Genomic DNA, 23,461 nt, shown 5'->3' with positions numbered 1-23,461 from the left:
TGAGAGGGAACACCATGGACGGTGCCTGGTCAGCAGCGGCAGTCCGCCGCGCCGAAGCCCAGCTGATGGCCCAGCTCCCGCCGGGCACTCTCATGCAGCGCGCCGCCGCCGGGCTCGCCACCGAATGCGCGCTGATATTGAAGCAGCGCAGCCCTAAAGGGCAAAGCCTGAAACAAGGCAGCCTGAAACGGCACGGCCACGACCACCGCCGCAGCGGCGTCTACGGCTCCACCGTGATCGTCCTCGCCGGACCCGGCGACAACGGCGGCGACGCACTCTTCGCCGCCGCCCGACTCGCCCGCCGCGGCGCACGGGTCTTCGCCGTCCCGGTCATGGGCGAACGCGTCCACCCCGTCGCCGCCGCCGCACTCACCAAAGCCGGAGGGCGACTCGTCGCCGCGCCGCCCCGCCACTGCGACCTCCTCCTCGACGGCGTCCTCGGCATCGGCGGACGCCCCGGCCTCCCCGGCCGCGCCATCGACCAGCTCGCCGCCATCGACGCCGACACCATCGTCGCCGTCGACGTCCCCTCCGGAGTGGACGTCGACACCGGCGCCGTCCCCGCCAGCGCCGTCGACGCCGACGTCACCGTCGCCTTCGGATCGCGCAAACCCTGCCACGTGCTCGGCCGCGCCGCGCTCCTCGTCGGCCGGCTCGTCCTGGTCGACATCGGACTCGGCCCGTACCTCGACCCCCACCCGGCGGTGCGCGTCGCCGACGAAGGCGACCTCGCCGCATGGTGGCACGAACCCGGCCCCGACGACGACAAGTACACACGCGGCGTCGTCGGCGTCGCCGCCGGCTCCGAGCAGTACCCGGGCGCGGCCGTCCTCGCCACCTCCGGCGCGCTCGCCGGACCCGCGGGGTACGTGCGCTACGCCGGGACCGCCGCCGAACACGTGCGCCGCCGCCACCCCGAAGTGGTGTGCACGAAGGAGGTGAAGGAGGCCGGACGCGTCCAGGCCTGGCTCGCCGGACCCGGCTTCGGGACCGACGAGGCCGCGCTCACCGAACTGCGGCACGTGCTCGAATCGCCGGCGCCCGTGGTGCTCGACGCGGACGCCCTGACCCTCATCGGCGAGTACCCGTCCGTGCTCTCGCAGCGGGAGGCGCCGGTGATCCTCACCCCGCACGACCGCGAATACGAGCGGCTCTACGGCTCCCTGCCGGCCGAGGACCGCGGTGCCGCGGCCGCGGCCCTGGCGAAGCGGTTGAACTGCACGGTGCTGCTGAAGGGGCACCACACGGTGGTCGCCTCGAGCGACGGCGAAGTGTGGGCGAACCCGACCGGGCGGCCCCAGTTGGCGACGGCCGGTTCGGGAGACGTGCTCGCGGGGTTCATGGCCTCGCTGCTCGCCTCGGGCATGGCGGGCGCGAAGGCGGCGGTCGCCGCCGCCTACATGCACGGCCGGGCGGGCGGCATCGCCGGAGCGGACCACCGCACGGTGACGGCCTCAGACGTAGCGAGGGCCCTCCCGCGAGCGGTGGGTGAAACCCTCTCGGCGGTGGAGAGGCCGGGGCGCCGTCGCTGACCGGAAACGGTGTCGTACCCGTGGGTCAGGGTTGGTACCGGGGATCCAATGATGTCCGATTTGCGGTGGACGCTCCGCTCGCGTTTCACGTTCGCCGCGTCACCAGTCCTCGCCCGCGCGCAGGATCTTCGACGGGGCCAGGCCGGTCTCGTCCAGCAGGTACGTCCGCATCGCCTCCAGGCCCGGCGAGTACACGTGGAGGCTCACCGCCGGCGCGTCCGAGAGGTTCCGCATCCCGTGGACCGTGCGATCGTCGACCACCGAGACCTCGCCCGCTTCGAGCCGCTGCCGTCGCAGGCCGGGGAAATCGCCCGGCCGCACCGTGAACTCCGTCAGCTCGCCCGACACCACCGCGACCGCCGCCGCGGCGGGGCGGTCGACGCCGCCGTGGTCGTGCAGGTCGGTGCCCTGCCCCGGCAGCCAGGCGAGCAGCCACGCCTCATGGCCCGGCCCGGAGAGCACCCGGCGGGCCCACCGGCTGCCCTTCGTGAAGCGCGGGCGCAGCGTGAGGTTGGCGGCGTAGAACGCGGCGAGCGCCTCAAGGCGCTCAGCGGCAAGGGAAGCGGGCGGCAGCAGCAGGCTGGAGCTCATCTGGGTGATTCGACTTTCGATGCGTCGGAACGGTTGTCAGCGGGGAAGCGCGGAGCCGCACGGGGAGGCTCAGCGCTGGTGACAGCGGCGACAGCGACACATCGGGAAGGTCATGCGCGCAATGGTACCAATTCCCAGGCAACTCACAGGAGCGGCACACCATCGGTGGAATGCCGGTTACCCTGCGAATTTGTCACTCCCGGGACTACCAGCGCGGAAAGCCGCGCGCTACGCTCATGTTCGGCCTCCCGGCGGCGCCCAGTGCATCCCGCGGGCGGCCCTGTGCGTGTCTTGTATGCACCCCGTCTTTCCCATCCCGAAGGAGCACTCTCCTCGTGAAGCAGCCGTCTGTTCGACGCAAGTGGATGTCCGCCGCCGTGGTAGGCGGCCTTCTGGTCTCCGTCGGTTCGGCTCCCGCCTGGGCACAGGACTCGCCCGAGGACATCAACGACCAGATCGACGCGGTCGACGAAGACCTCGCTGCGGCCGTTGAGGAGTACAACCAGCTCGCCTCAGAAGTCGACGAGAACCGCGAGCTGATCGAGGAGACCGAGGCCAACCTCAAGACCGCCGAAGCCGAGCTCGACGTGCTCCGCGACCAGCTCGCCGACTTCATCGGCGAGACTTATGTGGATCAGGGCATCGGGGACGTGGCGCTGCTGCTCGAATCGGGCACCCCGGACGCGTTCGTCGAGCGCCTCGACCGCCTGAATTCGGCGAACCTCTACAACTTCGACCTCATGGGCGAACTGCGCACCGCCTCCGAGGAGTACGCGGTCCAGTCCGAACTGCTTCACGACCTGCAGGAGGACCTCGAATCCGAGCAGGCGGAGCTGCAGAAGGCCGCGGACGAGCTCACCGAGCGGATGACCGACCTCGAGGAGGAGTGGAAGACCGCCGCGGGCGAAGAGGTCCTCGAATACGACCTGCCCCACATGACGAACCAGCAGTGGACCATCGTCGACTTCGCGCTCGACCAGATCGGCGAGCCTTACGTGTGGGGATCGGCCGGACCGAACTCGTGGGACTGCTCGGGCCTCATGCTCGGCGCCTACGCCCAGGCCGGGATCTCCCTGCCGCACAACGCGGCCGCGCAGTGGAACATGGTCGCGCACATCAGCGAGGACGAGCTGCAGCCCGGCGACTTCGTGTTCTACAACGGCCTCGCGCACGTGGGCATGTACATCGGCAACGGCCTGATCGTGCACGCCCCGAACTCGACCACCGTCGTGAAGGTCGTCGAAGTGCACCACGGCAACAGCTACTACGGTGCGGGCACGCTCCTGCACTAGCGCCGCAATGGGAAGGGCCCCGCGAACTCGCGGGGCCCTCGCTCATGTCCTGGCCGTGCCGCGAGCCGTAACTCGGGCCCCTCGGCGAGGCTCATGTATGGCTCGCAAGCTTCGCCAAGGCCGCTTGCGAGCCGCATCTTGGGCTCCTAGGCGTATCTCGCGAGCCGTAACTCGGGCCCCTCGGCGAAGCTTGCGAGCCGTAAATTCGGATCGCAGCGGACCACGAGGATCGCGATGTCGTCGCGCGGCGACTCGGGGGAGAACGCCTCGACGGCCTCCAGCAGCGCCGTCGCGATCTGCCTGGCGCCCTTGCCCGCCGCGTCCCGTACGGCCCTCTCGATGCGCTCGTGCCCGAACATGGCGGCGCCGTCGCGGCGCTCGGTCACGCCGTCGGTGAAGAACACGAGGGTGTCGCCGGGGTCGAGGCGCACCTCCTCGGGGTTGACCTTGACGTCGGGGAAGAGCCCGACCGCGGTCCCTTCGCGACCGACCCAGGCGATCTCGCCGTCGGCGCGCAGCAGCAGCGGCTTCTCGTGGCCCGAGAGGCACAGGGTCGCGTTGAGCGAGCCGTCCGGGTCCCGGTCGAGGAGCGCGGAGGCGATGGTCGCGTAGCGCATGTCGCCGGGCTGCTCGAGGAGCGTGGCGTTGAGCAGTTCGAGAGCGCGCGGCAGCGGGCGGCCGTCGCGGGCCATGACCCGCAGGACGTCGCGCACGACGCCGGTGACGGCCGCGGCCTGCGCGCCCTTGCCGCACACGTCGCCGATCGCCACCCACAGGCGGTGGTCGGCCAGCTCGGTCGCGTCGTAGAAGTCGCCGCCGACCTCGGTGCCGGACACCGGGCCCGGACCGGACCCGGGGAGGCGCCGCGCCGTGGCGGGCAGGTACTCGGCGGCGAAGGACACGCCGGCGACGTCGGGGAGCGAACCCGGCATGAGCGCGGCCTGGAGCTCGTTGGCGACGGCCTGGCGTTCCGCGTGGATCCGCGCGTTGTCGAGGGCGAGCGCACTGCGCTTGGCGAGGTCGGCGACGACCGCGCGCTCCTCTGAGGAGTGCTGGCGTTCGACGTGCTTGCCCACGGTGAGGACCCCGATGGTCGCGCCGCGCGCCGAGAGCGGCACGGCGATGCCGTCGAGGCCGCGCGGCACCGGCAGCTCCATGCCGGTCCAGCCGTCGGTGGCGAGCGCGGAGGCGAGCGCCGGGGCGGCGGTGTCGAGCTTGGTCCGCAGGTGCTCGAGCTCGGCTTCCTCAGCGTGCGTGAGGGAAGCGAGCCGCAGGTCGGGGCCGTCGCCGGTGAGGTGCACGGCTGCCCAGCGGCCGAGCTGCGGGACCACGAGCTGCGGGATGAGCGCCACGGTGAGGTGCTCTTCGAGCGAGTGCGCGAGGAGCTCCCCGGCTTCGGCGAGGTACGTGAGCCAACCGGAGCGGCGCTGCTCGTCGGTGCGCATCCGGTCGATCTGGACGGCGAGCGCGATGCGTTCGGCGACGAGCTCGGCGAGCGGCCGCCAGCTCGGCTCGGCCTCCCCGGCGAGCATCAGCTTGCCGCAGGCGGGGGCGGTGAGCGGGAGCGGGACGGCGACCGAGACGCTGCCGACGTCGCCGAACTTCGCGAGGATCTGCGCACCGGCGCCGTCCCCGGCGTCGTACTCGATCGCGCCGCCCGCGGCGGCCGTGGTGTCGTGGCAGCGGGCGAGCAGCTCGGTGACGATCTGGTCGACCGGCAGCCGCGACTGGATCGCGGGCGCGACGGTGAGGAGCGCGGCGAGCTGGCTCAGGTCGGGCAGGTTCGTCTCGGCGGCGGCGTCCGGGTCGGGGCGGGTGGCCGGGCGGGCGTCGGGGTCGCGGTCGATGCGGAACCAGATCGACTTGCCGGTCTGGTCGTGCGTGGTGCCCCACGAGGACGCGAACCGGTCCACGAGCAGCAGGCCGCGCCCGCCTTCGGCGGTGACCTCGGGCATCGCCGTGTCGAGCGGGTCGATGCCGCCGGAGCGGTAGTCGGTGACGGTGACGCGCACGCCGATCGGGTCGGCCGCGACCGTGAGGTTGATGTCGGTGCCGGCGTGGACGACGCCGTTGGTCGCCAGTTCGGTCGTCAGCAGCAGGGTCTCGTCGAGCAGCTCGGTGAGGCCGGCCTCGGTGAGCACCGCGCGCACGGCGGCGCGGGCGGCGGCGGGGGAGCGGTCGTCGGCCGGGAGCCGGAGGCGCCGGGCGAACCTCTCGGGGTACGTCACGGGCCCCAGTCTATGCCCGTCGGGCCGCGTGCCGCGGTACCGAGTCGCCGCTCCGGGCGTCCGAAGGGGCCGCGCCGAAGGCCGTTCGCAGTGTCCTTGGGCCGCATGCGGAAAGCGAAGCGGCGGCCGCCCGGTGGGGCGGCCGCCGCTCAAGCGTCGATCCGTGCGCTCTCGTACGTCACCGGATCAGGGTGCGTCTACTCCCAGGTGGTCGCGGCCTTGCGGCGGCGCAGCATGAAGAAGACGACGGCGCCGGCGAGCAGTGCGGCGGCGGCCGAGCTGACCAGGATGATCGAGGAGTTGCCGGTGGTCGGCAGCGGGTCCTCGCTGCCGGGGACCTGGCCCCAGCCGCGGTCGTCGCCCTCGAAGAAGACCCAGCCGAAGTAGTCGGAGAAGTACTCGTCCTCGATGTCCCACTCGGTCTCGACCAGGGTCAGGTTGTTGTCGCTCTCGGGGTCTAGGCCGGCCTCGATCTCGATCGCCAGCTCGTCCTTGGTGATGTCGTAGGCGCCGTAAGCGGCGCCGTCGGCCTCGGTGACGGCCTTGAGGACCTCGTAGAGGACCGGGGTGTCCTCGCTGGGGGTGTAGGTGGTGCCGACCTGCGGGTCGAAGTCGGTCAGCACGCAGTAGACCGTCTCTTCGAAGCGGTCGCAGTTGTCGTAGTCGGCGATCACGTCGACGGCGTCGGTGAACACGAGCTCGCCCTCGTTGAACCACGCGTCGACGTCCGAGGAGTCCTCGAACCACAGGACGGTCGCGCCGCGCTCGTCACCGAGGCCGGACTCGCCGTTGACGCGCAGGTGCGGGAAGGCGGTGAGGGTCTCGCCCGGGTTCGCGCCGGTCAGGATGTGGTTGAGGAACGCGAACTCGTACTCGAACCCTTCCTCGGCGATCTCGGGGAGCTCCTCGTCGACCGGGGGCTCGGTGACCTCGGGGCCCTCTTCCTCGGTCTCGGCCTCCGTCGTCGCGGCTTCCGTGCCCGCCTCGGGTTCGGTGGTCGCGTCGGTCTCAGGTTCGGTGGTCGCGTCCGCGGCGGGGGTGGTGGGGTCCGCGGGGGCCGTGGTCTCGTCCTGAGCGAAGGCGGGAGCGCCGACCGCGAGCGTGAGGGCCGCCGCGGCTCCGGCCGCGGCGACGCGCAGACCGGTCTTGTTGAGGGTGGACATGTATCTCCTATTGGTGTTTCGAATTGTGGTGCGGCGCTCTCGCGGTCTCCACTGACTGACTCGCCCGCGGGAGCGCTGCAACTATCCACACGCACTGCAGGAGATACCGGTTGCGAGGTTCTGTCAGTTTTCTTTCGATAACGTGCCGTGACCGAACACAATGCCCTGAGTAACCTGCCTTCACGTTTGCCCGGTTCGTGTGACAACCTGGTACCCAAGCCTGTCTCCGCAGCTGAGGAACTACGCCATGACGGACACCGTTTCCCGTACAGCGAGCCCGACCGACGAGTCGGACCTGCTCCGAAGCCTGGCCGACGCGCTGGGCGCCGTCGAGCGGGGCGACTTCTCGGTGCGGCTCCCCCGCGGCGAGGGCCTGGCCGGGGAGGTCGTCGACCGGTTCAACGCCGTGGTCGAGCAGGCCGACCGGCAGGCCCGCGACCTCGCGCTCATCGCCCGCGTCGTCGGTGAGGAGGGCTCCTGGAACCACCGCCTCATCGTCGAGCACCTCGACGGCGGCTGGTCCGAGGGCGCGGCCAGCGTCAACCGGCTCGTCGAGGACCTGGTCAGGCCGACGACCGAGCTGGGGCGCGTCCTCGAAGCGGTCGCCGCGGGCGACCTCTCCCAGGAGGCGGCGCTCGACATCGAGGGCAAGCAGCTGCGCGGCGAGTTCCGCCGTCTCGGCGAGACCGTCAACCGGATGGTCGGGCTCCTGCGCTCGTTCGCGGGCGAGGTCACGCGCGTGGCCCGCGAGGTCGGGACCGAAGGCCGGCTCGGCGGGCAGGCCGACGTCCAGGACGTCTCCGGCACCTGGCGGTCACTGACCGACGCGGTGAACACCATGGCCTCGAACCTGACCGAGCAGGTGCGGTCCATCTCCACGGTGACCCAGGCGATCGCGGCGGGCGACCTGGGCCAGAAGATCACCGTCAAGGCCTCCGGCGAGGTCGCCGAGCTCGCCGACACCATCAACTCCCTCACCGCGACCCTCCAGGTGTTCGCGGGCGAGGTCACCCGCGTGGCCCGCGAGGTCGGCACCGAGGGCCGCCTCGGCGGCCAGGCGGACGTGCCGGGGGTCTCGGGCACCTGGAAGGACCTCACCGACAATGTGAACTCGATGGCCTCGTCCCTGACCGACCAGGTGCGCGACATCGCGAAGGTCACCACCGCAGTCGCCCGCGGCGACCTCAACCAGAAGATCGCCGTGCCCGCGCAGGGCGAGATCCTCGAGCTCAAGACCACCGTCAACACCATGGTCGACCAGCTCTCGTCCTTCGCCGACGAGGTCACGCGCGTGGCCCGCGAGGTCGGCACCGACGGCCGCCTCGGCGGCCAGGCGAACGTCCAAGGCGTCTCGGGCACCTGGCGCGACCTCACCCAGAACGTGAACCAGTTGGCCGCGAACCTCACCGAGCAGGTGCGGAACATCGCGAAGGTCACCAGCGCGGTCGCGGCGGGCGACCTCGGCCAGAAGATCACCGTGGACGCCCAGGGCGAGGTCGCGGAGGTCAAGACCACCGTGAACACGATGGTCGACCAGCTGGGCCGCTTCGCAGCCGAAGTCACCCGTGTGGCCCGGGAAGTGGGTTCACAGGGCCGCCTCGGCGGCCAGGCGGACGTGCCGGGCGTCTCGGGCACCTGGAAGGACCTCACCGAGAACGTCAACCTGATGGCCTCGAACCTGACCAGCCAGGTCCGCAACATCTCCTCCGTCGCCAGCGCCGTCGCCAAGGGCGACCTGGGTCGCCAGATCACCGTCGACGCGCAGGGCGAGATGCTCGAGCTGAAGTCGACGATGAACTCGATGGTGAACCAGCTGTCGCAGTTCGCCGACGAGGTGACCCGGGTGGCCCGCGAAGTGGGCACCGACGGCAAGCTCGGCGGCCAGGCGAACGTGCAGGGCGTCTCCGGCATCTGGGAGGCGCTCACGGACAACGTGAACTCGATGGCCTCGAACCTGACCAGCCAGGTCCGCAACATCTCCTCCGTCGCCACCGCGGTCGCCCGAGGCGACCTCAACCGGCAGATCACCGTCGACGCGCAGGGCGAGATGCTCGAGCTGAAGTCGACGATGAACGCCATGGTCGACCGGCTCTCGTCCTTCGCCGACGAGGTGACGCGCGTGGCCCGCGAGGTCGGCACCGAGGGCATCCTGGGCGGTCAGGCGAACGTGCAGGGCGTCTCCGGGACGTGGAAGGACCTCACCGACAACGTCAACTCGATGGCCACGAACCTGACGCTCCAGGTCCGCAACATCGCGGAGGTCACGACCGCGGTCGCCCGAGGCGACCTCAGCCGACAGATCACGGTGGACGCGCAGGGCGAGTTCCTCGAGATGAAGAACACCGTGAACACCATGGTCAACCAGCTCTCCAGTTTCGCCACGGAGGTCACCCGCGTCGCCCGCGAGGTCGGCGTCGAAGGCAACCTCGGCGGCCAGGCGGAGGTCGCCGGCGTCTCCGGCACCTGGCTCGCGCTGACCCGCAACGTGAACTCGCTCGCCGCCACGCTGACCCTCCAGCTGCGCGCCATCGCGAACGTCGCCCACGCCGTGGCCCGAGGCGACCTCACCCAGTCCGTCGACTTCGAGGCCGCGGGCGAGATCGCCGACCTCACCGAGTCGATCAACCAGATGATCACCGCTCTGCGCGACAAGACCCGCCAGAACACCGACGCGGACTGGCTCAACTCGAACCTGGCGCGCATCTCCTCGCTCCTCCAGGGCCGCAGGGGCGTCGAAGAGGTCACCCGCATGGTCCTGGACGAGGTCACGCCGCTCATCGACGCGCAGACCTCCACGTTCTACGTCAGGCACGAGGACGTCTCCGGGCACGTCACCTACCGGCTCAACGCCGTGTACGGGCACCCGAACCCGGGCGAGAAGAAGCTCATCGAGGACAACGAGGGCATGGTCGGGCAGGCCGCCGCCTCGAAGCGCACCATCCACCTGCACGACATCCCCGAGGGCTACCTCGAGATCTCCTCGGGCCTCGGCCAGGCCACCCCGACCGATCTCATCATCCTGCCCGTCCAGTTCGGCGACAAGGTGCGCGGCGTCATCGAGTTCGCGTCGTTCAACACCTACTCCGGGCTTCACAAGCGCTTCCTCGACGCGCTCGCCCCGAACGTCGGCGTCACCCTCGCCACGATCGAGGGGAACGCCCGCACCGAGGTGCTGCTGCGCGAATCGCAGCGCATGGCGCAGGAGCTGCGGGCCCAGTCGAACCGGCTGCAGGAGACCAACGTCGAGCTCGAGGAGAAGGCGCAGCTGCTCTCGGCCCAGAACAAGGCGATCGAGCTGAAGAACGAAGAGGTCGAGACCGCCCGCAAGGACATCGAGGAGAAGGCCGAGCAGCTCGCGCAGGCCTCGAAGTACAAGTCGGAGTTCCTCGCGAACGTCTCGCACGAGCTGCGCACGCCATTGAACTCGCTGCTGCTGCTCGCGCGGCTCCTCTCCGAGAATTCGGACGGGAACCTCTCCGAGCGCCAGATCGAGTTCGCGCGCACCATCTACAACGCGGGCACCGACCTGCTCACCCTCATCGACGACATCCTCGACCTCTCGAAGATCGAGGCCGGGCGCATGGACGTCTCCGTCCACCCGGTCGACCTCGCCGAGATCCTCGGCGACATCGAGGCCGCGTTCCGGCCGCAGGCCGAGGACAAGGGCCTGGAGTTCAACGTCGACGTCGGCGCGGGCGTGCCGCAGCTGATGCAGACCGACGGGCAGAAGTTCCAGCAGGTCCTGCGCAACCTCCTGTCGAACGCGGTCAAGTTCACGCGGACCGGGTCGGTGACCCTCGCCGTGCGGCGCGTCCCGGCCGACCTGCGCTTCGACGCGCCGCATCTGAACGCGGCGGGCGAGCGGCTCGCGTTCAGCGTCATCGACACCGGCATCGGGGTGGCCGAAGGCAAGAAAGGCATCATCTTCGAGCCGTTCCAGCAGGCCGACGGCACGACGCGGCGCACGTTCGGCGGCACCGGCCTCGGCCTCTCGATCTCGAAGTCCCTGTCGCTCATGCTCGGCGGCGACGTGTACATCGAGCACACCGGTGACGCCGGCTCGAAGTTCACCTTCGCCGTCCCGGTCGAGATCGACGCGGACGGCGACTACACGCCGATGCGCTCCGAGATCCCGGCCGTGCGCGAGCCCTCCCCGGGGATCCTCACGGGGGCACCGGAGACGCCCTCGTCGTCGGCCGCCGCGCAGCACCTCGAAGGCGCGACCGTGCTCATCGTCGACGACGACATCCGCAACGTCTTCGCGCTGACCGCCGCGCTCGAGCTGCACGGCATCGACGTGCATTACGCCGAGAACGGCGCGGACGGCATCGACGCGCTGCAGCACCACCCGGGCATCGACATCGTCCTCATGGACTCGATGATGCCGGGCATGGACGGCAACGAGACCACGCGCGTCATCCGCCGCATGCCGCAGTTCGCGGACCTGCCGATCGTGTTCCTCACCGCGCAGGCGCTCGCCGAGCAGCGCGAGAAGTCCGTCGAGGCGGGCGCGAGCGCGTACCTGACGAAGCCGGTGGACCTCGACCTGCTGCTCGACACCATGTCGCAGTGGATCGTGACCGGGCCGGGCGGGGACGGGCGCCACGCTGCGCGAGGCGGCGCACACGAAGCCGCCCCCGGGGGAGGCGGGGCGGCGTCCGAACGCGACAATGGCGAACCGACCGTTGGAGGCACCGCATGAGCACCGCCCGCGTCCTGCTCGTTGACGACCGTTCTGAGAACCTCCTCGCACTGGAAGCCATTCTTCAAGGGCTGCCGGTGAACACGATCGCGGTCACGTCCGGTGAGGAGGCGCTGAAGCGGCTCCTGTCGGAGGACTACGCGGCGATCCTGCTCGACGCGCAGATGCCCGGGATGGACGGGTTCGAGACGGCGCGGCACATCAAGCAGCGCGAGAAGACCCGGCACACGCCGATCATCTTCCTCACCGCCGCCGACCGGGACGCGCATCTGGCGATGCGCGGGTACTCGGTGGGCGCGGTCGACTACATCACGAAGCCGTTCGACCCGTGGATGCTGCGCACCAAGGTGAAGGTCTTCATCGACCTGTGGGCGCAGGGGCAGGCGCTGCGGCAGACCTCCGAGCGGACGCGGGACCTGCGCGAGCGCGAAGGCCTCCTGACGCGGCGGCTCGACCAGGCGCGGGACGCCCTCGCCGCCTGGCAGGAGGGCCGCGACGCGGACCCGGAGATCGACCGGATCCTGGGCCTGCTGGAGCCGGGGACCGCATAGCGGCGCCGCCGTTCGGCCGGCCGAGGCCGCGACCCCGGTCCATCTTCTCGAGGGGCCGGCAACCTTATCCGCCTCCGGGACTCCTCCTTCAGGGGTAAACCGGCTAGGGTTGAGCGCGTGACGCACCAAAAGCTCGACATCTCGGTATACCGGGAGGCGAACGAGACGATCGTGGTGCTGACCGGCGAAATCGACCTGCACACCGCGCCCCGGCTCTCCGCGGCCGTGGACGCCGCCCTCGTGGAGGACCCCGTACGGGTCGTCCTCGACATGCGGGGCGTGACCTTCTGCGACTCCCGCGGACTGGGCACGCTCGTCATCCTCGCGCGCGCGGCGGCCCGATCCCGGGCCGTGCTCGTCCTCGCGAACCTCGGCGACTTCCTCAAGCGGCTCCTCGCCGTCTCCGGCATCGGCGAGCACTTCGTCATCCGCGAGCCCGCCACGGACCCCGCCGACAGCCCCTCCCTGGGCCTCAGCGACGTCGAGGAGACCGGCACCGACAGCGGACAGACCCTCGGCAGGCCCGACCCCGGCCAGGAGCCCCGTCGATGAACCTCACCACCACGGCGCAGGCGATCCTCGGCGCCGCCGCCATCCTCGCGCTCGGCGGCATCGCGCTCGCCCGGATCGGCCTGGCCCGCAAGGTCAGGGGCATCCTCATCACCGGCGTCGCCCTGCTCTTCGCGGGCGGCGGCACGGTCCTCGCCTGGGCCATCGTCGAAGGCGCGGGCGCCCAGGCCTTCGCGGTCGGCCTCGCCGCCGCGATCCTGCCCGCGCCGATCCTCGTCGGCACGTTCCTGTGGCTCGGCCGCTACCGGCGCCGACCCTGGCTCGTGCTCGCGTTCTGCTTCGGCTGGGGCGCGTGCGTCGCGACCGCGATCTCCCTGATCGTCAACACCGGCGCCTCGATCCTCCTCGAGCGGAACGACTTCGACCCGAACCTCGCGGCCGTCGTCTCCGCCCCCGTCATCGAGGAGATCGCCAAGCTCCTCGGCCCGCTGCTCGTGTACTGGACGGCCCGCCGCCACCTCACCGGCACCCTCGACGCCCTCGTCTACTGCGGACTCGCCGGGGCCGGGTTCGCCGTCGCCGAGAACGTCCTCTACGCCTCCGGCGCGTACCTGTACGGCGCCCAGTCGCTCGACGCGGCCGCCGGGATCGCGCAGGTCACGATCCTCGTCGCCGTGCGCGGCCTCGCGACCATGTTCGCGCACCCGCTCATGACCGGCCTCTCCGCGATCGGCCTCGGCAAGGCCGCCCGCAGGCCCGGCCGCAAGGGGATCCAGACGGTCTGGATCATCGGCATGCTCCTGTGCGGCATGGGGCTCCACGCCCTGTGGAACGGCTCCTCGGTGCTCGGCGTCAACTTGGACATGCCCGCCCTGTGGTTCGCGCTCTACCCGGCGTTCCTCGCGCCCCTGTTCTTCACCATGGTCGGTGCGGCCCTGTGGCTCCGCGCCGCCGACGCCCGCCGCACCCAGACCGTGCTCGCCCCGCTGTGCGCGGCCGGTCAGGTCTCGCCGCCCGAGCTGGCGTCGCTCGCGACGTTCTCGCGCCGCGCCGCCGCCCGCACCTGGGCGTACCGCCACGCCGGGAAGCCCGGCGAGAACGCCATGAGGGACTTCCAAAGGGCCGCCTCCGATCTCGCCGAGCAGTACGACCAGGCCTCGATCGGGCGTCCCTGGGACGGACGGCAGATCGAGCACGCCGTCTACCGCATGAACGCCGCCCGCGCCGTCTACGCCGGAGCCGACCGCTACATGCCCCCCGCCCTCTGGGACGGCCGCCAGTACCACATCACGTTCCCCGACGGCCAGGTCCGGGCCGTCGAGGCGCCCTCGCAGCCGGTGATGCCACTACCGGTGGCGCCCCCGCCTGCGTACCCTGTGACGTATGCATGAGGGACCCATCGGGCCCACCTCCTGGACGAGTCCCGAAGCGCACCCGCCGCGCCCCGGGAGGCCCCACTGGAGGGAGCCCCATCCAGTCCGCGTCGGCCCGGTGGCGGCCGGCTCGGTCCTGTCCGGTCTGTGGGTGCTCCTGTGGCTCCTGGCGTACGCCAGGAGCACCGGCGATGCACTGCCCACCGGGGCGGGCTTCGCCTGGGTGACTTTGGCCGCGAGTACGATCGGAGCGGTCGCCGCCGCGCTGCTGGCGCGCTACGGTGACCGCGGGGCGGCGGTCGGCGTAGCGGCGGTCGCAGGGACGGCCGCTGGCGTCACGGGGCTCTCATGCGAGCTGTATCTTTTGCTGACCGGCGACTGGATCCTGTGGTTACATCAACCGCGGGTCGCCACATCCTTCAGTAGGTCGTATCGAACGGCTGCCCAATCGGGCCGCAGGTTCCATTGAATGAGAAGACGGGGACGGATCGTGTCGTATTTCGCTGTGGCTGTGGGCCGCGAGGGCGACGAGTGGGAGGCCGCGGAGGTCGACCTCGACGCTGTTGCCGATGTCGAGGACGCGGCCGAGGTCATGCGTGAGGCATTCCCTGACGCCGACCTGACGCTGCTGTTCGTCGATGCCGACGACGAGTACTTGACGGTGATGCGCCTCGACAATGGCGACGACTTGCGCACCTTCGGGTCCGACGCCGAGTACGCGTCGCAGTCGCGCTTGGGCGAGGCCCTCCTCGGCGACCTCGAGCCCGAGGACACCGAGGAGATCGACACCGAGGACGAGGAGTCGATCTCGGCCCGCCCGACCGAGCTTGACGCCGAGCCCGTCGGCGAGGCGGACGTGCTGGGCGACCTGGGCGTGCCCGGTTCGACCCTGCTGGCACTGTGCGCCAAGGAGGGCATGATGCCCTCCGACGTGGTCTCCGAGGTCGCCAAGGCCATCGGTTTCACCGAGGCCCTGGAAGACGCCACCGGCTCCTAGAGCCGAAGCCCCATGCAGTCCCGCCGCGATCGCCATGAGCGCTGGATGCGCCGCGCGCTCGAGATCGCGCGCACCGGAGGCCTCCCGGCGGACCCTGAACCCCACCTGAGGCCGGGCGGCCCGGCGCACCCGGCCGACGCCGCCCCGTCCGACATGACTCCCGCTGCCGCGCAGCGGCTCGCCGCACCCGACGCGAACGCCGCGCAGTTCGCCGCACCCGCCGGGCTCCGCGGAGACCTGCCGGTCGGCGCCCTCGTCATCGGGCCTGACGGGCGCGAGCTCGCCGCGGCAGCCAATGCCCGTGAGGCCCTGGGCGACCCGACCGCGCACGCCGAGGTGCTCGCGCTGCGCGCGGCGGCGGCCGCGCACGGCGACGGGTGGCGGCTCGAACGCTGCACGCTCGTGGTCACCTTGGAGCCGTGCACGATGTGCGCCGGTGCGGCGGTGCTCGCACGAGTGGGTGAAATCGTGTTCGGTGCTTGGGAACCGAAGACCGGCGCGGTCGGCTCGCTGTGGGACGTGGTGCGCGACCCGCGCCTCAACCACAACCCCGACGTTTACGGCGGCGTCCTCGAAGCCGAATCGGCGGCGATGCTCCGCGCCTATTTCGGCAGGTAAGCCGAAGGGCGGCATGGGAATCCCATACCGCCCTTCGTAGGCGCCGCGTCGGCGGCCCCGAATCCTCAGGGCTTCAACTCGATGCAGTCGACTCCGAGGAGTTCACCGAATCTGGCCGCGGTGTCGGTGGTCAAGAGCCGGCCACCGATCGTCACCGAGATACGTTGGCGCGTTGCGGCGTTCATTCGGCGGCGACGGCCTTCTCCGCTCGCTTCTCCTGCGTCCTCGCGAGGAGCTGCGCGATGTCGATGACCTCGACGTCTTCCCGGCCCGCGTCGGCGACGCCGTCCCGCAGCATCGTGGAGCAGAACGGGCAGCCCACGGCCACCGTCTTGGCGCCGGTCGCGACCGCCTCGTCGGCCCGCTCGCGGTTGACGCGCTTGCCGAGCGGCTCCTCGAGCCACATGCGGGCGCCGCCGGCGCCGCAGCAGAACGAGCGCTCCTCGGTGCGCGGCATCTCGGTGACCTCCGCGAACGACCCGAGCAGTTCCCTTGGCGGCGTGAAGATCCGGTTGTGCCGACCCAGGTAGCAGGGGTCGTGGTAGGTCAGCTTGCCCTCGTGCTCCTCCACAGGCGTGATCTTCCCGGCGTTCACCAGGTCGTTCAGCAGCTCGGTGTGGTGCACGACCTCGTACTTGCCGCCGATGTCCTCGTACTCGTTGCCGATGGTGTTGAGGCAGTGCGGGCAGGTCGCGACGATCTTCACCGCGCCGACCTCGTTCAGCGTCTCCACGTTCTGCTCGGCGAGCATCTGGTACATGAACTCGTGCCCGATGCGCCGCGCCGAATCGCCCGTGCAGGTCTCGGCCTCGCCGAGGACCGCGAACTTCACGCCCGCATCGTGCAGCAGGGTCGCGACCGCGCGGGAGGTCTTCTGCGCCTTCGGGTCGTACGCACCGGCGCAGCCGACCCAGTACAGGTACTCGAAGTCGCCGCCGGCCTCGGCGATCGGCACCTCGAAGTCGAGCGGCTCGGCCCATTTGAGGCGGTGGGCCGGGTTCTCGCCCCAAGGGTTGCCCTTGTTCTCGAGGTTCCGCAGCATGGTCTGCGCCTCCTCGGGGAAGTCCGACTCGATCATCACCATGTTCCGGCGCAGGTCCAGGATGTGGTCGACGTGCTCGATGTCGACCGGGCACTGCTCGACGCACGCGCCGCAGGTCGTGCAGGACCACAGCACGTCGGGGTCGATCACGTTGCCGATGATGTTGATCTTCTCGTGCGGGTCCGCCTCACCGCCGCGCTCGGCCGCGATCGCCGCGGCCTTCAGGTACGGCGCCTGCTCGTACAGGTGGTCGCGCAGGTCCGTGATGAGCGTCTTCGGCGAGAGCGGCTTCCCGGTGTTCCACGCGGGGCACTGCGACTGGCAGCGTCCGCATTCGGTGCAGGTCGAGAAGTCGAGCAGGCCCTTCCACGTGAAGTCGCCGATGGTGGCGACGCCGAAGGGCTGCGTCTCGGGGTCGGCGGTCTCGAAGTCGGCGGGCTCGCCGTCGATGAGCATCGGCTTGGCCGGGCCGAGCGAGACCGCGCCGTCCGCGTTGCGCTTGAAGTAGAGGTTGAAGAACGCCGTCACCCGGTGCCAGCCGATGCCCATCGACGGGATGAGCGCGAGCATGAGGAAGAACGTCCACGACACGAGGATGTCGAGGCCGGCCGCGAGCGTGACCGCGGTCAGCAGGGCGTCGTGGGACGCATCGCTGAGGGCGCCCGCGAAGAGCGACGAGACCGGCGAGGACCACTCCGGGACCTCGTCGAGCGCGACCTTGAAGACGCGGACCGCCATGTGCGAGAGGACGATCGTGAAGATCGTGGCCTCGATGTAGAAGGCCATCCACTGCCGGGAGTTCTCGAACCTGGACGACGAGCTCCGCTGCCCTGCCTCCGAGGCGGTGCCCTGCGGCGGCACCCGCATCGCCCGCGGCTGCCGGAACATCCGGATGGCGAAGAGGCCGACGATGGCCACGCCCGTGAGCACGGTGAGGATCTCCGAGGCCAGCAGCCACGGCCCCCAGTGCCCGACGAGCGGCAGGCCCCACTCGGGGTTGAGGACCTCGAAGTACGACGCGGCCAGGGCCGGGGCCAGCAGGAAGAACCCGAAGAACACCGCCCAGTGCGCGAGCCCGACCCACGTCCACTGCAGCATCCTGGTGTGCCCCAGGGACTCCCGCAGCATGGTCCTGATGCGCGCCTCGCGGTCGCCCTTGCGGGTCTTGTCGGGCGCGCCGAGCTTGATGAGCTCGAGCATCCCGAGCCCGGCTCGGACGAACAGCCCGATGGCGACCGCGGTGTACGCGAACGCGACCGTGGCCGTGACGATTTGGACGACTCCCATGGCGACCTCTCGGCAGTGGCGGTGTTCCCGATCACGATACATGTTACTGCCCGGTAGCTATCCTGTCGACAGCGCTGTCGGCGTAGCCACGGACGACCGCACGCGAGGAACGGGCCGCAATGGGCGGGTCTCGTCCTTCGCCGCACCGTGCCGCACTGCAACCGTCCTTTCGCGAAGCGCGTGTAGCTTCTGCCAGACCATCGGCACCATAACCCGACTCCCCTCGGAACCGCAGGACACCTGAATGAACCGAATCTCGACCCGGCAGCGGCGTCGCAGGCGGATCGCCGCGGCCACGGCCGCGGCCCTGGGTGCCGCCCTGATCGCCCATCCGGGCGCGGCCCAGTCCCAGGCGACACTGATCGACTGCGCCGCCCTCGGCACCGTCCCGACCACATCTCCCTGATGTTCTCTGCGGGCAAAGGGGGCGGCACCTTCGAAGCGGGTGTCGTGGTCGGCACCGGCTGGGGCAAGATGGACATCGCGATGGCCGGCGACATCACCGGCGACGGCATCCCCGACCTGCTCGCCCGGGACACCAAGTACGGCAACCTCTGGACGTATCCCGGAAACGGACTGAACGTCCTAGCCGATCCCGTCAAGATCGGGACGGGCTGGAACGCGATGAGCGCCATCGTGTCCGGGCACGACTTCAACGGCGACGGGCACGCTGACTGGCTGGCCCGCCGGAAGTCCGACGGGGCCCTGTACTTGTACAGGGGCGACGGCGCCGGCGGCTATGGCTCGCGCGTGCAGAACGGGACCGGCTGGAACTCGATGAACATCATCGCCTGACGGCGCAAGCGGAAGGGCCCGGCTTCGATCGAAGCCGGGCCCTTCCGCTTGCGCGCTATGCGGATTCGCGGACGACGATTCTCGTGCCGAGGATCGTCACCAGTGGTCCGGCCTCCTCGCCGCGGATGCGGCCGCAGAGGAGGCGGGCCATTTCGCGGCCCATGGTCTCGGTCGGCTGGTGGACGGTGGTGAGGGGCGGTTCGGCGACCTCCGCGAGCGGGGAGTCGTCGAAGCCGACCAGGGCGAGGTCCTCGGGCACTCGGATGCCCCTTTCGCGGGCGACGCGGAGCGTCGCGATCGCGAGCGGGTCGGAGTGGCAGAAGACCGCGTCGAGCTCGCCGGCGGTGTCGAAGAGGTTGCGGGCGGCCTTGATGCCGCTGGCCTCGTCGAAGCCCTCGGCGACCGACACGAGCGTCTCCTCGACCGGGAGCCGATGGCCGCGGAGGCCGTCACGGTAGCCGTTGAGGCGGTCGACGCCGACGGCCATGTCCTGCGGGCCGGCGATGAGGCCGATCCGCTGGTGGCCCTTCTCGGCCAGGTAGTCGACGGCCTGCCGGGCCCCCGAGCGGTTGTCGCAGTCGACGTACGCGATCGGGCGGAAACCGGCGGGCGTGCCGCAGAGGACGATGGGGATGCCGGCGTCCTCGAGCCGCTCCGGCAGCGGGTCGCCGGAGTGGCTCGAGACCATCATGACGCCGTCGACGTGCTGTCCCAGCAGGTACGACTCGAGGTCGGACCGGCTGCCGTCGCGCGGGGCGAACGTGAGCATGAGCCGCATGTTCTCCTCGGCGAGCTGCTCGGTGATCCCGCGCAGCACCCCCGCGAAGAACGGCTCCGACCACAGCCACTCCTGCGACTCCGTCACCACCAACGCCACGGTGTCCGTGCGCTGGGTGACGAGCGTCCTGGCCGCCTGGTTGGGGACGTACCCCAGTTCCTTGATCGCGGCCAGGACCGCCGCGCGGGTGTCCTCGGCGACCTTCGGGGAGCCGTTGATGACGCGCGACACCGTGCCCCGCCCGACGCCCGCGTGGCGGGCGACGGTGTCGAGGGTCGGCCGTCCGCCGGAACGGCGTCGGCGTTCGCTCTTCAAAGGCTCGCCGGGGGCCTCAAGCCGGGTCTCGGTCATCGTGCATCTCACCTCTGGGCGACGTTGGTGTGGATCTATTCTGCCTCACGGTTCGAACGGGCACGTCGCACCAGGTCGCCGTACCAGCGACCGGAGTCCTTGACCGTGCGCTCACCGGTCTCGAAGTCGACGTACACCAGTCCGAACCGCTTCGTGTAGCCCCAGGCCCATTCGAAGTTGTCGGCGAGCGACCAGGCGAAATACCCGACGAGCGGCACGCCGGCCTCGAGGGCGTCGGCGCACGCGGCCAGGTGGTCGTGCGCGTACTCGAGCCGCTCCGGGTCGTGGATCTGCCCGTCCTCGATCTTGTCGGGGAAGGCCGAGCCGTTCTCGGTGACCGCGAGCCGCACGTCCGGGTAGCCGGCGTGAAGGCGCGTCAGCGTCTCGGTGAGCCCGCCCGGGTCGATCTCCCAGCCCATGTCCGTGACGGGGAGCCCGGCGGAGACGAAGCCGATGTGCTCGTTGGCCGGCCACGCCGATCCGGCGCCCGTGGGCGCCGCGGAAGCCGAGGCCGCGCCCCCGTTACCGGTAACGGTGAAGCGGCTGTAGTAGTTCACCGAGAGCACGTCCACGGGCGCGTTGATGAGCGCCATGTCGCCGTCCTCGACGAACGAGAAGTCGGTGACCGCCTTGAAGTCCTCGACGATGTCCTCGGGGTAGGCCCCGCGCAGGGCCGCTTCGGTGAACCAGCGGTTCTGGACGCCGTCGACGCGGCGCGCGGCGTCGATGTCGACGGGCGTCTCGGTGGCGGCGTGCACCGGGTAGAAGTTCAGCCCGACGCTCACGACGGCTTCGGGGTCAGCGGCCTTGATGGCGCGGGCGGCGAGGCCGTGGCCGAGCATGAGGTGGTGCGCGGCGGCGATGGACGCGGCCGGCTCGCGGCGCCCGGGGGCGTGCTCGCCCGAGGCGTAGCCGAGGAACGCGGCGCACCAGGGCTCGTTCACCGTGATCCAGTGCTTGACGCGGTCGCCGAGGGCCGCGTGCGCGATGGACGCGAACTGGCCGAAGCGCTCGGCGGTGGCCCGCACGGGCCACCCGCCGGCGTCTTCGAGGGCTTGCGGGAGGTCCCAGTGGTAGAGGGTGATCCACGGGGTGATGCCCTCGGCGAGGAGGGCGTCCACGAGGTCGGAGTAGTAGACGAGTCCCGCTTCGTTGACGCGGCCGTCGCCGTCGGGGCAGATCCGGGGCCACGACAGCGAGAAGCGGTAGGCGCTCAGTCCGAGGGCCTTGATGGTGGCGACGTCCTCGGGGATGCTGCGGTAGGAGTCGATCGCGGTGTCGCCGTTGGAGCCGTCGACCACCCGGCCCGGCTCGTTCACGAACGCGTCCCAGATGGACGGTCCGCGGCCGTCGGCGCCGGTCGACCCCTCGACTTGGTAGGAGGAGGTCGCCGCGCCCCAGGTGAACCCTGTCGGGAACCGCGCCGCGAGCGCGTCGGTTTCGATTTCGTTGGTCATTACTTGCCAGAACCTTCCATGATGCCGTGCACGATCTGCCGTCCGAAGATGACGAACAGGATCGCGATAGGGATGATCGAGATCAGCGTCCCGGTGAAGACCATTGAGAGGTCCGCCGACCACGTGGCGGTGGAGATCTGGCGGATGGCGAGCTGGACGGTGGGGTTCTCGTCGCTCAGCACCATGAAGGGCCAGAGGAACTCGTTCCAGTTGAGCATGAAGGTCAGCAGGCCCAGGACGACCATCGCCGGGCGGAGCGCGGGGAGCACGATGCGCCACCAGATGCCGAGGGTGGAGGCGCCGTCGATGCGGGCGGCCTCGATGATCTCGTCGGGCACGGACTGTTCCACGTACTGGCGCATGAGGAAGACCCCGAACCCGTTGATGAGGAACGGCAGGATCGCGGCCTGGAGGGTGTCGAGCCATCCGAGTTCGACCATGACCATGTACAGCGGCACGATGCCGAGCTGCTGGAGCGGCACCATCATCGAGAACAGCACGGTGCCCATGAGCACCTTGGAACCGCGGAACCGGAGTTTGGCGAACGCGAACCCGACGAGGGTGGAGAGCAGCACCACCGAGATCGTGACGGTGCCGGTGATGATGAGCGAGTTCCGCAGGCCCAGCAGGAGGTTGGCCTCGGGGTTGGTGAGGGCCTCTTGGATATGCTCGCCGAGGTTGCCGCCGGGAAGGAGCGCGGGCGGGAATCCGGAGGCGTCCGTTGTGGTGCGGGAGGCGATGACGATCATCCAGTACAGCGGGAAGATCGAGAGGATCGCGACGCCGGCGAGGCCCAGGCGGGTGAGCATCGTCGGGGCGAGGATGCCGCCGGCAGGGGAGGAGGACGGTTTCCGGCGCTTCGGCTTGGGTGCCTTCGGCGGGGGCGCGGCGGCGGTCGCTTGGTCGCGGGGCGCGGTGGCGGTGCTCATTTGTTCCCCTGGATGCGGTTGACGACGAGGAAGTTGATGGCGGCGACGATGCCGATGACGATGAAGAGCAGCCACCCGGCTGCCGAGGAGATGCCGTAGTTGCCGTGGGTGCGCAGGATGTCGACCAGGACCATCGCGGTGGTCTGGAACTGGCCGTCCGCGCCGCCGTTGAGCTGCCCGCCGCCGAACATCATGGGTTCGACGAACATGGTCATGCCGCCGACGGAGGAGACGAAGACGGTGAAGATGAGGATCGGCTTGAGCTGGGGGATGGTGATCTTCCAGAACTGCTGCCGGGGCGAGGCGCCGTCGACCGTGGCGGCCTCGTAGAGGTTGCGCGGGATGGTCTGCATGGCGGCCAGGAAGATCAGGGCGTTGTATCCCATCCAGCGCCAGTCCACCATGGATGAGATGGCGAACCAGGAGGAGAAGCGCCCCACCTGCCAGTCGACGCGATCGAGGCCGATGAGTTCGAGCCCGCCGTTCACCATGCCGTACTCGTTGCCCCAGATGCGGGCGAAGATGACGCCGACGGCGACCACCGAGGTCACGATGGGGGCGAGGATGAGCATTCGCCACAGCATCGCCCGCTTGATCATCTTGTTGAGCGCGTTGGCGACCATGAGGGCGCACACGATCTGCGGGACGGTGGCCATGACGAACATCCCGAGCGTGTTGACGACCGACCAGTTGAAGCGGTCGTACGTCGTCAGCAGGAACTCGTAGTTGTCGAGTCCCACGAACTCCCTTTCGGGGTTCCCCAGCTTCCAGGAGTGGAGTGAGGCGTACAGCGTGTACGCCATGGGGAAGACACCGAAGACGGCGAAGAAGATGAAGTACGGGGACACCAGCGCGTAGGGCATGGCCTTGGCGTCGACTCTGGTGAGCTTCTCCCGCCAGGTGAGGCGCGGTGCGGCGTTGCGGGTGGTCATGGGGCCTTCCTTGCTCATTTACGGCTCGCAAGCTTCGCCGAGACTGCTCATTCACGGCTCGCAAGCTTCGCCGAGACTGCTCATTCACGGCTCGCAGGCTTCGCCGAGACTGCTCATTCACGGCTCGCAGGCTTCGCCGAGACTGCTCATCTACGGCACGCGAGCTTCGCCGAGACTGCTCGTTTTCGGCTCGCAGGCTTCGAGACCGGAACGGTCGCGGCGTGGCCCGCCGGGCCGACCGCCTGTGGTGCTCTCCCGCTGCGGGCCTGATGTGCCGGGACGATCCTGCGGTGCCGGTACCGCGGGGGCGGGATGGACGTTGGGGGGAGCCGG

18 protein-coding genes are annotated in these 23,461 nt (G+C 70.2%); 10 read left to right on the top strand and 8 right to left on the bottom strand.

Annotation, left to right across the window (positions count from 1 at the left end; genetic code table 11):
* Positions 1–14: 14 nt before the first annotated feature.
* Entirely contained in the window at positions 15–1,532 is a 1,518-nt protein-coding gene (locus JHY01_RS23435; RefSeq protein ID WP_205328133.1) for an NAD(P)H-hydrate dehydratase, read from the top strand.
* Between the two features lie 99 nt (positions 1,533–1,631).
* Here the strand turns inward: JHY01_RS23435 and JHY01_RS23430 are convergent, their stop codons facing one another.
* Positions 1,632–2,123 carry a cysteine dioxygenase family protein gene (locus JHY01_RS23430; RefSeq protein WP_205328132.1) on the bottom strand — a complete coding sequence of 164 codons (492 nt, stop codon included), beginning with the start codon at positions 2,121–2,123 and terminating at the stop codon, positions 1,632–1,634.
* A gap of 335 nt (positions 2,124–2,458) precedes the next feature.
* On the opposite strand from JHY01_RS23430, the gene JHY01_RS27920 reads away from it, so the two are divergent.
* Positions 2,459–3,415, top strand: a complete 957-nt coding sequence (locus tag JHY01_RS27920) for an NlpC/P60 family protein (RefSeq protein WP_205328131.1) — start codon at positions 2,459–2,461, stop codon at positions 3,413–3,415.
* Positions 3,416–3,561: 146 nt separating this feature from the next.
* On the opposite strand, the gene JHY01_RS23420 is transcribed toward JHY01_RS27920, so the two are convergent.
* Together JHY01_RS23420 and JHY01_RS23415 are read right to left on the bottom strand one after the other, a co-directional pair.
* Positions 3,562–5,643: a SpoIIE family protein phosphatase gene (locus JHY01_RS23420; RefSeq protein ID WP_205328130.1), complete on the bottom strand. Its 2,082-nt coding sequence runs from the start codon at positions 5,641–5,643 to the stop codon at positions 3,562–3,564.
* Between the two features lie 197 nt (positions 5,644–5,840).
* Positions 5,841–6,806: an LPXTG cell wall anchor domain-containing protein gene (locus JHY01_RS23415; RefSeq protein ID WP_205328129.1), complete on the bottom strand. Its 966-nt coding sequence runs from the start codon at positions 6,804–6,806 to the stop codon at positions 5,841–5,843.
* A 247-nt stretch (positions 6,807–7,053) separates the two neighbouring features.
* Here JHY01_RS23415 and JHY01_RS23410 point away from each other — a divergent pair, with 247 nt between their 5' ends.
* From JHY01_RS23410 to JHY01_RS23385, 6 genes are all read left to right on the top strand, one after another.
* Entirely contained in the window at positions 7,054–11,508 is a 4,455-nt protein-coding gene (locus tag JHY01_RS23410) for a HAMP domain-containing protein (RefSeq protein ID WP_205328128.1), read from the top strand.
* Entirely contained in the window at positions 11,505–12,059 is a 555-nt protein-coding gene (locus JHY01_RS23405; RefSeq protein ID WP_205328127.1) for a two-component system response regulator, read from the top strand. Before JHY01_RS23410 ends, JHY01_RS23405 begins: the two co-directional genes overlap by 4 nt.
* Before the next feature lie 117 nt (positions 12,060–12,176).
* On the top strand, positions 12,177–12,611 hold the full coding sequence (locus JHY01_RS23400) for an STAS domain-containing protein (protein WP_307814550.1): 435 nt from the start codon (positions 12,177–12,179) through the stop codon (positions 12,609–12,611).
* On the top strand, positions 12,608–13,960 hold the full coding sequence (locus JHY01_RS23395; protein WP_205328126.1) for a PrsW family intramembrane metalloprotease: 1,353 nt from the start codon (positions 12,608–12,610) through the stop codon (positions 13,958–13,960). Before JHY01_RS23400 ends, JHY01_RS23395 begins: the two co-directional genes overlap by 4 nt.
* A gap of 472 nt (positions 13,961–14,432) precedes the next feature.
* Positions 14,433–14,939 (top strand): tRNA adenosine deaminase-associated protein, encoded by a 507-nt coding sequence (locus tag JHY01_RS23390; protein WP_205328125.1) that lies wholly within the window; start codon positions 14,433–14,435, stop codon positions 14,937–14,939.
* A 153-nt stretch (positions 14,940–15,092) separates the two neighbouring features.
* On the top strand, positions 15,093–15,557 hold the full coding sequence (locus tag JHY01_RS23385; protein ID WP_205328149.1) for a nucleoside deaminase: 465 nt from the start codon (positions 15,093–15,095) through the stop codon (positions 15,555–15,557).
* Positions 15,558–15,738: 181 nt separating this feature from the next.
* Here JHY01_RS23385 and JHY01_RS23380 read toward each other — a convergent pair whose 3' ends face one another.
* Complete coding sequence (locus JHY01_RS23380) at positions 15,739–17,886, bottom strand: (Fe-S)-binding protein (protein ID WP_205328124.1); 2,148 nt, start codon at positions 17,884–17,886, stop codon at positions 15,739–15,741.
* A 244-nt stretch (positions 17,887–18,130) separates the two neighbouring features.
* Between JHY01_RS23380 and JHY01_RS23375 the strand changes: the two genes are divergently transcribed.
* Together JHY01_RS23375 and JHY01_RS23370 are read left to right on the top strand one after the other, a co-directional pair.
* On the top strand, positions 18,131–18,292 hold the full coding sequence (locus JHY01_RS23375) for a hypothetical protein (RefSeq protein WP_205328123.1): 162 nt from the start codon (positions 18,131–18,133) through the stop codon (positions 18,290–18,292).
* A complete protein-coding gene (locus tag JHY01_RS23370) occupies positions 18,292–18,681 on the top strand; it encodes a VCBS repeat-containing protein (RefSeq protein WP_205328122.1) in 390 nt (129 codons plus the stop codon). The genes JHY01_RS23375 and JHY01_RS23370 overlap by 1 nt, the downstream gene beginning before the upstream one ends.
* 55 nt (positions 18,682–18,736) lie before the next feature.
* On the opposite strand, the gene JHY01_RS23365 is transcribed toward JHY01_RS23370, so the two are convergent.
* The 4 genes from JHY01_RS23365 to JHY01_RS23350 are packed head-to-tail and all read right to left on the bottom strand — an operon-like array spanning position 18,737 to position 23,128.
* Complete coding sequence (locus JHY01_RS23365; RefSeq protein ID WP_205328121.1) at positions 18,737–19,810, bottom strand: LacI family DNA-binding transcriptional regulator; 1,074 nt, start codon at positions 19,808–19,810, stop codon at positions 18,737–18,739.
* Between the two features lie 35 nt (positions 19,811–19,845).
* A complete protein-coding gene (locus tag JHY01_RS23360) occupies positions 19,846–21,267 on the bottom strand; it encodes a GH1 family beta-glucosidase (RefSeq protein WP_205328120.1) in 1,422 nt (473 codons plus the stop codon).
* Positions 21,267–22,196 (bottom strand): carbohydrate ABC transporter permease, encoded by a 930-nt coding sequence (locus JHY01_RS23355; RefSeq protein ID WP_205328119.1) that lies wholly within the window; start codon positions 22,194–22,196, stop codon positions 21,267–21,269. The genes JHY01_RS23360 and JHY01_RS23355 overlap by 1 nt, the downstream gene beginning before the upstream one ends.
* A complete protein-coding gene (locus JHY01_RS23350) occupies positions 22,193–23,128 on the bottom strand; it encodes a carbohydrate ABC transporter permease (RefSeq protein ID WP_205328118.1) in 936 nt (311 codons plus the stop codon). The genes JHY01_RS23355 and JHY01_RS23350 overlap by 4 nt, the downstream gene beginning before the upstream one ends.
* Between the last annotated feature and the right edge of the window lie 333 nt (positions 23,129–23,461).

Source organism: Glycomyces sp. YM15 (assembly GCF_016918015.1).
GTDB lineage: Bacteria > Actinomycetota > Actinomycetes > Mycobacteriales > Micromonosporaceae > Glycomyces.
This window is presented reverse-complemented; position numbering and strand designations above follow the sequence as displayed.

What these genes read in the sequence shown, in the direction of transcription:
- JHY01_RS23410 (WP_205328128.1), top strand. Translation starts at nt 7,054, where the DNA reads ATGACGGACACCGTTTCCCGTACAGCGAGCCCGACCGACGAGTCGGAC.
- JHY01_RS23350 (WP_205328118.1), bottom strand. Translation starts at nt 23,128, where the DNA reads ATGACCACCCGCAACGCCGCACCGCGCCTCACCTGGCGGGAGAAGCTC.
- JHY01_RS23360 (WP_205328120.1), bottom strand. Translation starts at nt 21,267, where the DNA reads ATGACCAACGAAATCGAAACCGACGCGCTCGCGGCGCGGTTCCCGACA.
- JHY01_RS23385 (WP_205328149.1), top strand. Translation starts at nt 15,093, where the DNA reads ATGACTCCCGCTGCCGCGCAGCGGCTCGCCGCACCCGACGCGAACGCC.
- JHY01_RS23380 (WP_205328124.1), bottom strand. Translation starts at nt 17,886, where the DNA reads ATGGGAGTCGTCCAAATCGTCACGGCCACGGTCGCGTTCGCGTACACC.
- JHY01_RS23395 (WP_205328126.1), top strand. Translation starts at nt 12,608, where the DNA reads ATGAACCTCACCACCACGGCGCAGGCGATCCTCGGCGCCGCCGCCATC.
- JHY01_RS23365 (WP_205328121.1), bottom strand. Translation starts at nt 19,810, where the DNA reads ATGACCGAGACCCGGCTTGAGGCCCCCGGCGAGCCTTTGAAGAGCGAA.
- JHY01_RS23430 (WP_205328132.1), bottom strand. Translation starts at nt 2,123, where the DNA reads ATGAGCTCCAGCCTGCTGCTGCCGCCCGCTTCCCTTGCCGCTGAGCGC.
- JHY01_RS23375 (WP_205328123.1), top strand. Translation starts at nt 18,131, where the DNA reads ATGAACCGAATCTCGACCCGGCAGCGGCGTCGCAGGCGGATCGCCGCG.
- JHY01_RS23415 (WP_205328129.1), bottom strand. Translation starts at nt 6,806, where the DNA reads ATGTCCACCCTCAACAAGACCGGTCTGCGCGTCGCCGCGGCCGGAGCC.
- JHY01_RS23370 (WP_205328122.1), top strand. Translation starts at nt 18,292, where the DNA reads ATGTTCTCTGCGGGCAAAGGGGGCGGCACCTTCGAAGCGGGTGTCGTG.
- JHY01_RS23405 (WP_205328127.1), top strand. Translation starts at nt 11,505, where the DNA reads ATGAGCACCGCCCGCGTCCTGCTCGTTGACGACCGTTCTGAGAACCTC.
- JHY01_RS23435 (WP_205328133.1), top strand. Translation starts at nt 15, where the DNA reads ATGGACGGTGCCTGGTCAGCAGCGGCAGTCCGCCGCGCCGAAGCCCAG.
- JHY01_RS23355 (WP_205328119.1), bottom strand. Translation starts at nt 22,196, where the DNA reads ATGAGCACCGCCACCGCGCCCCGCGACCAAGCGACCGCCGCCGCGCCC.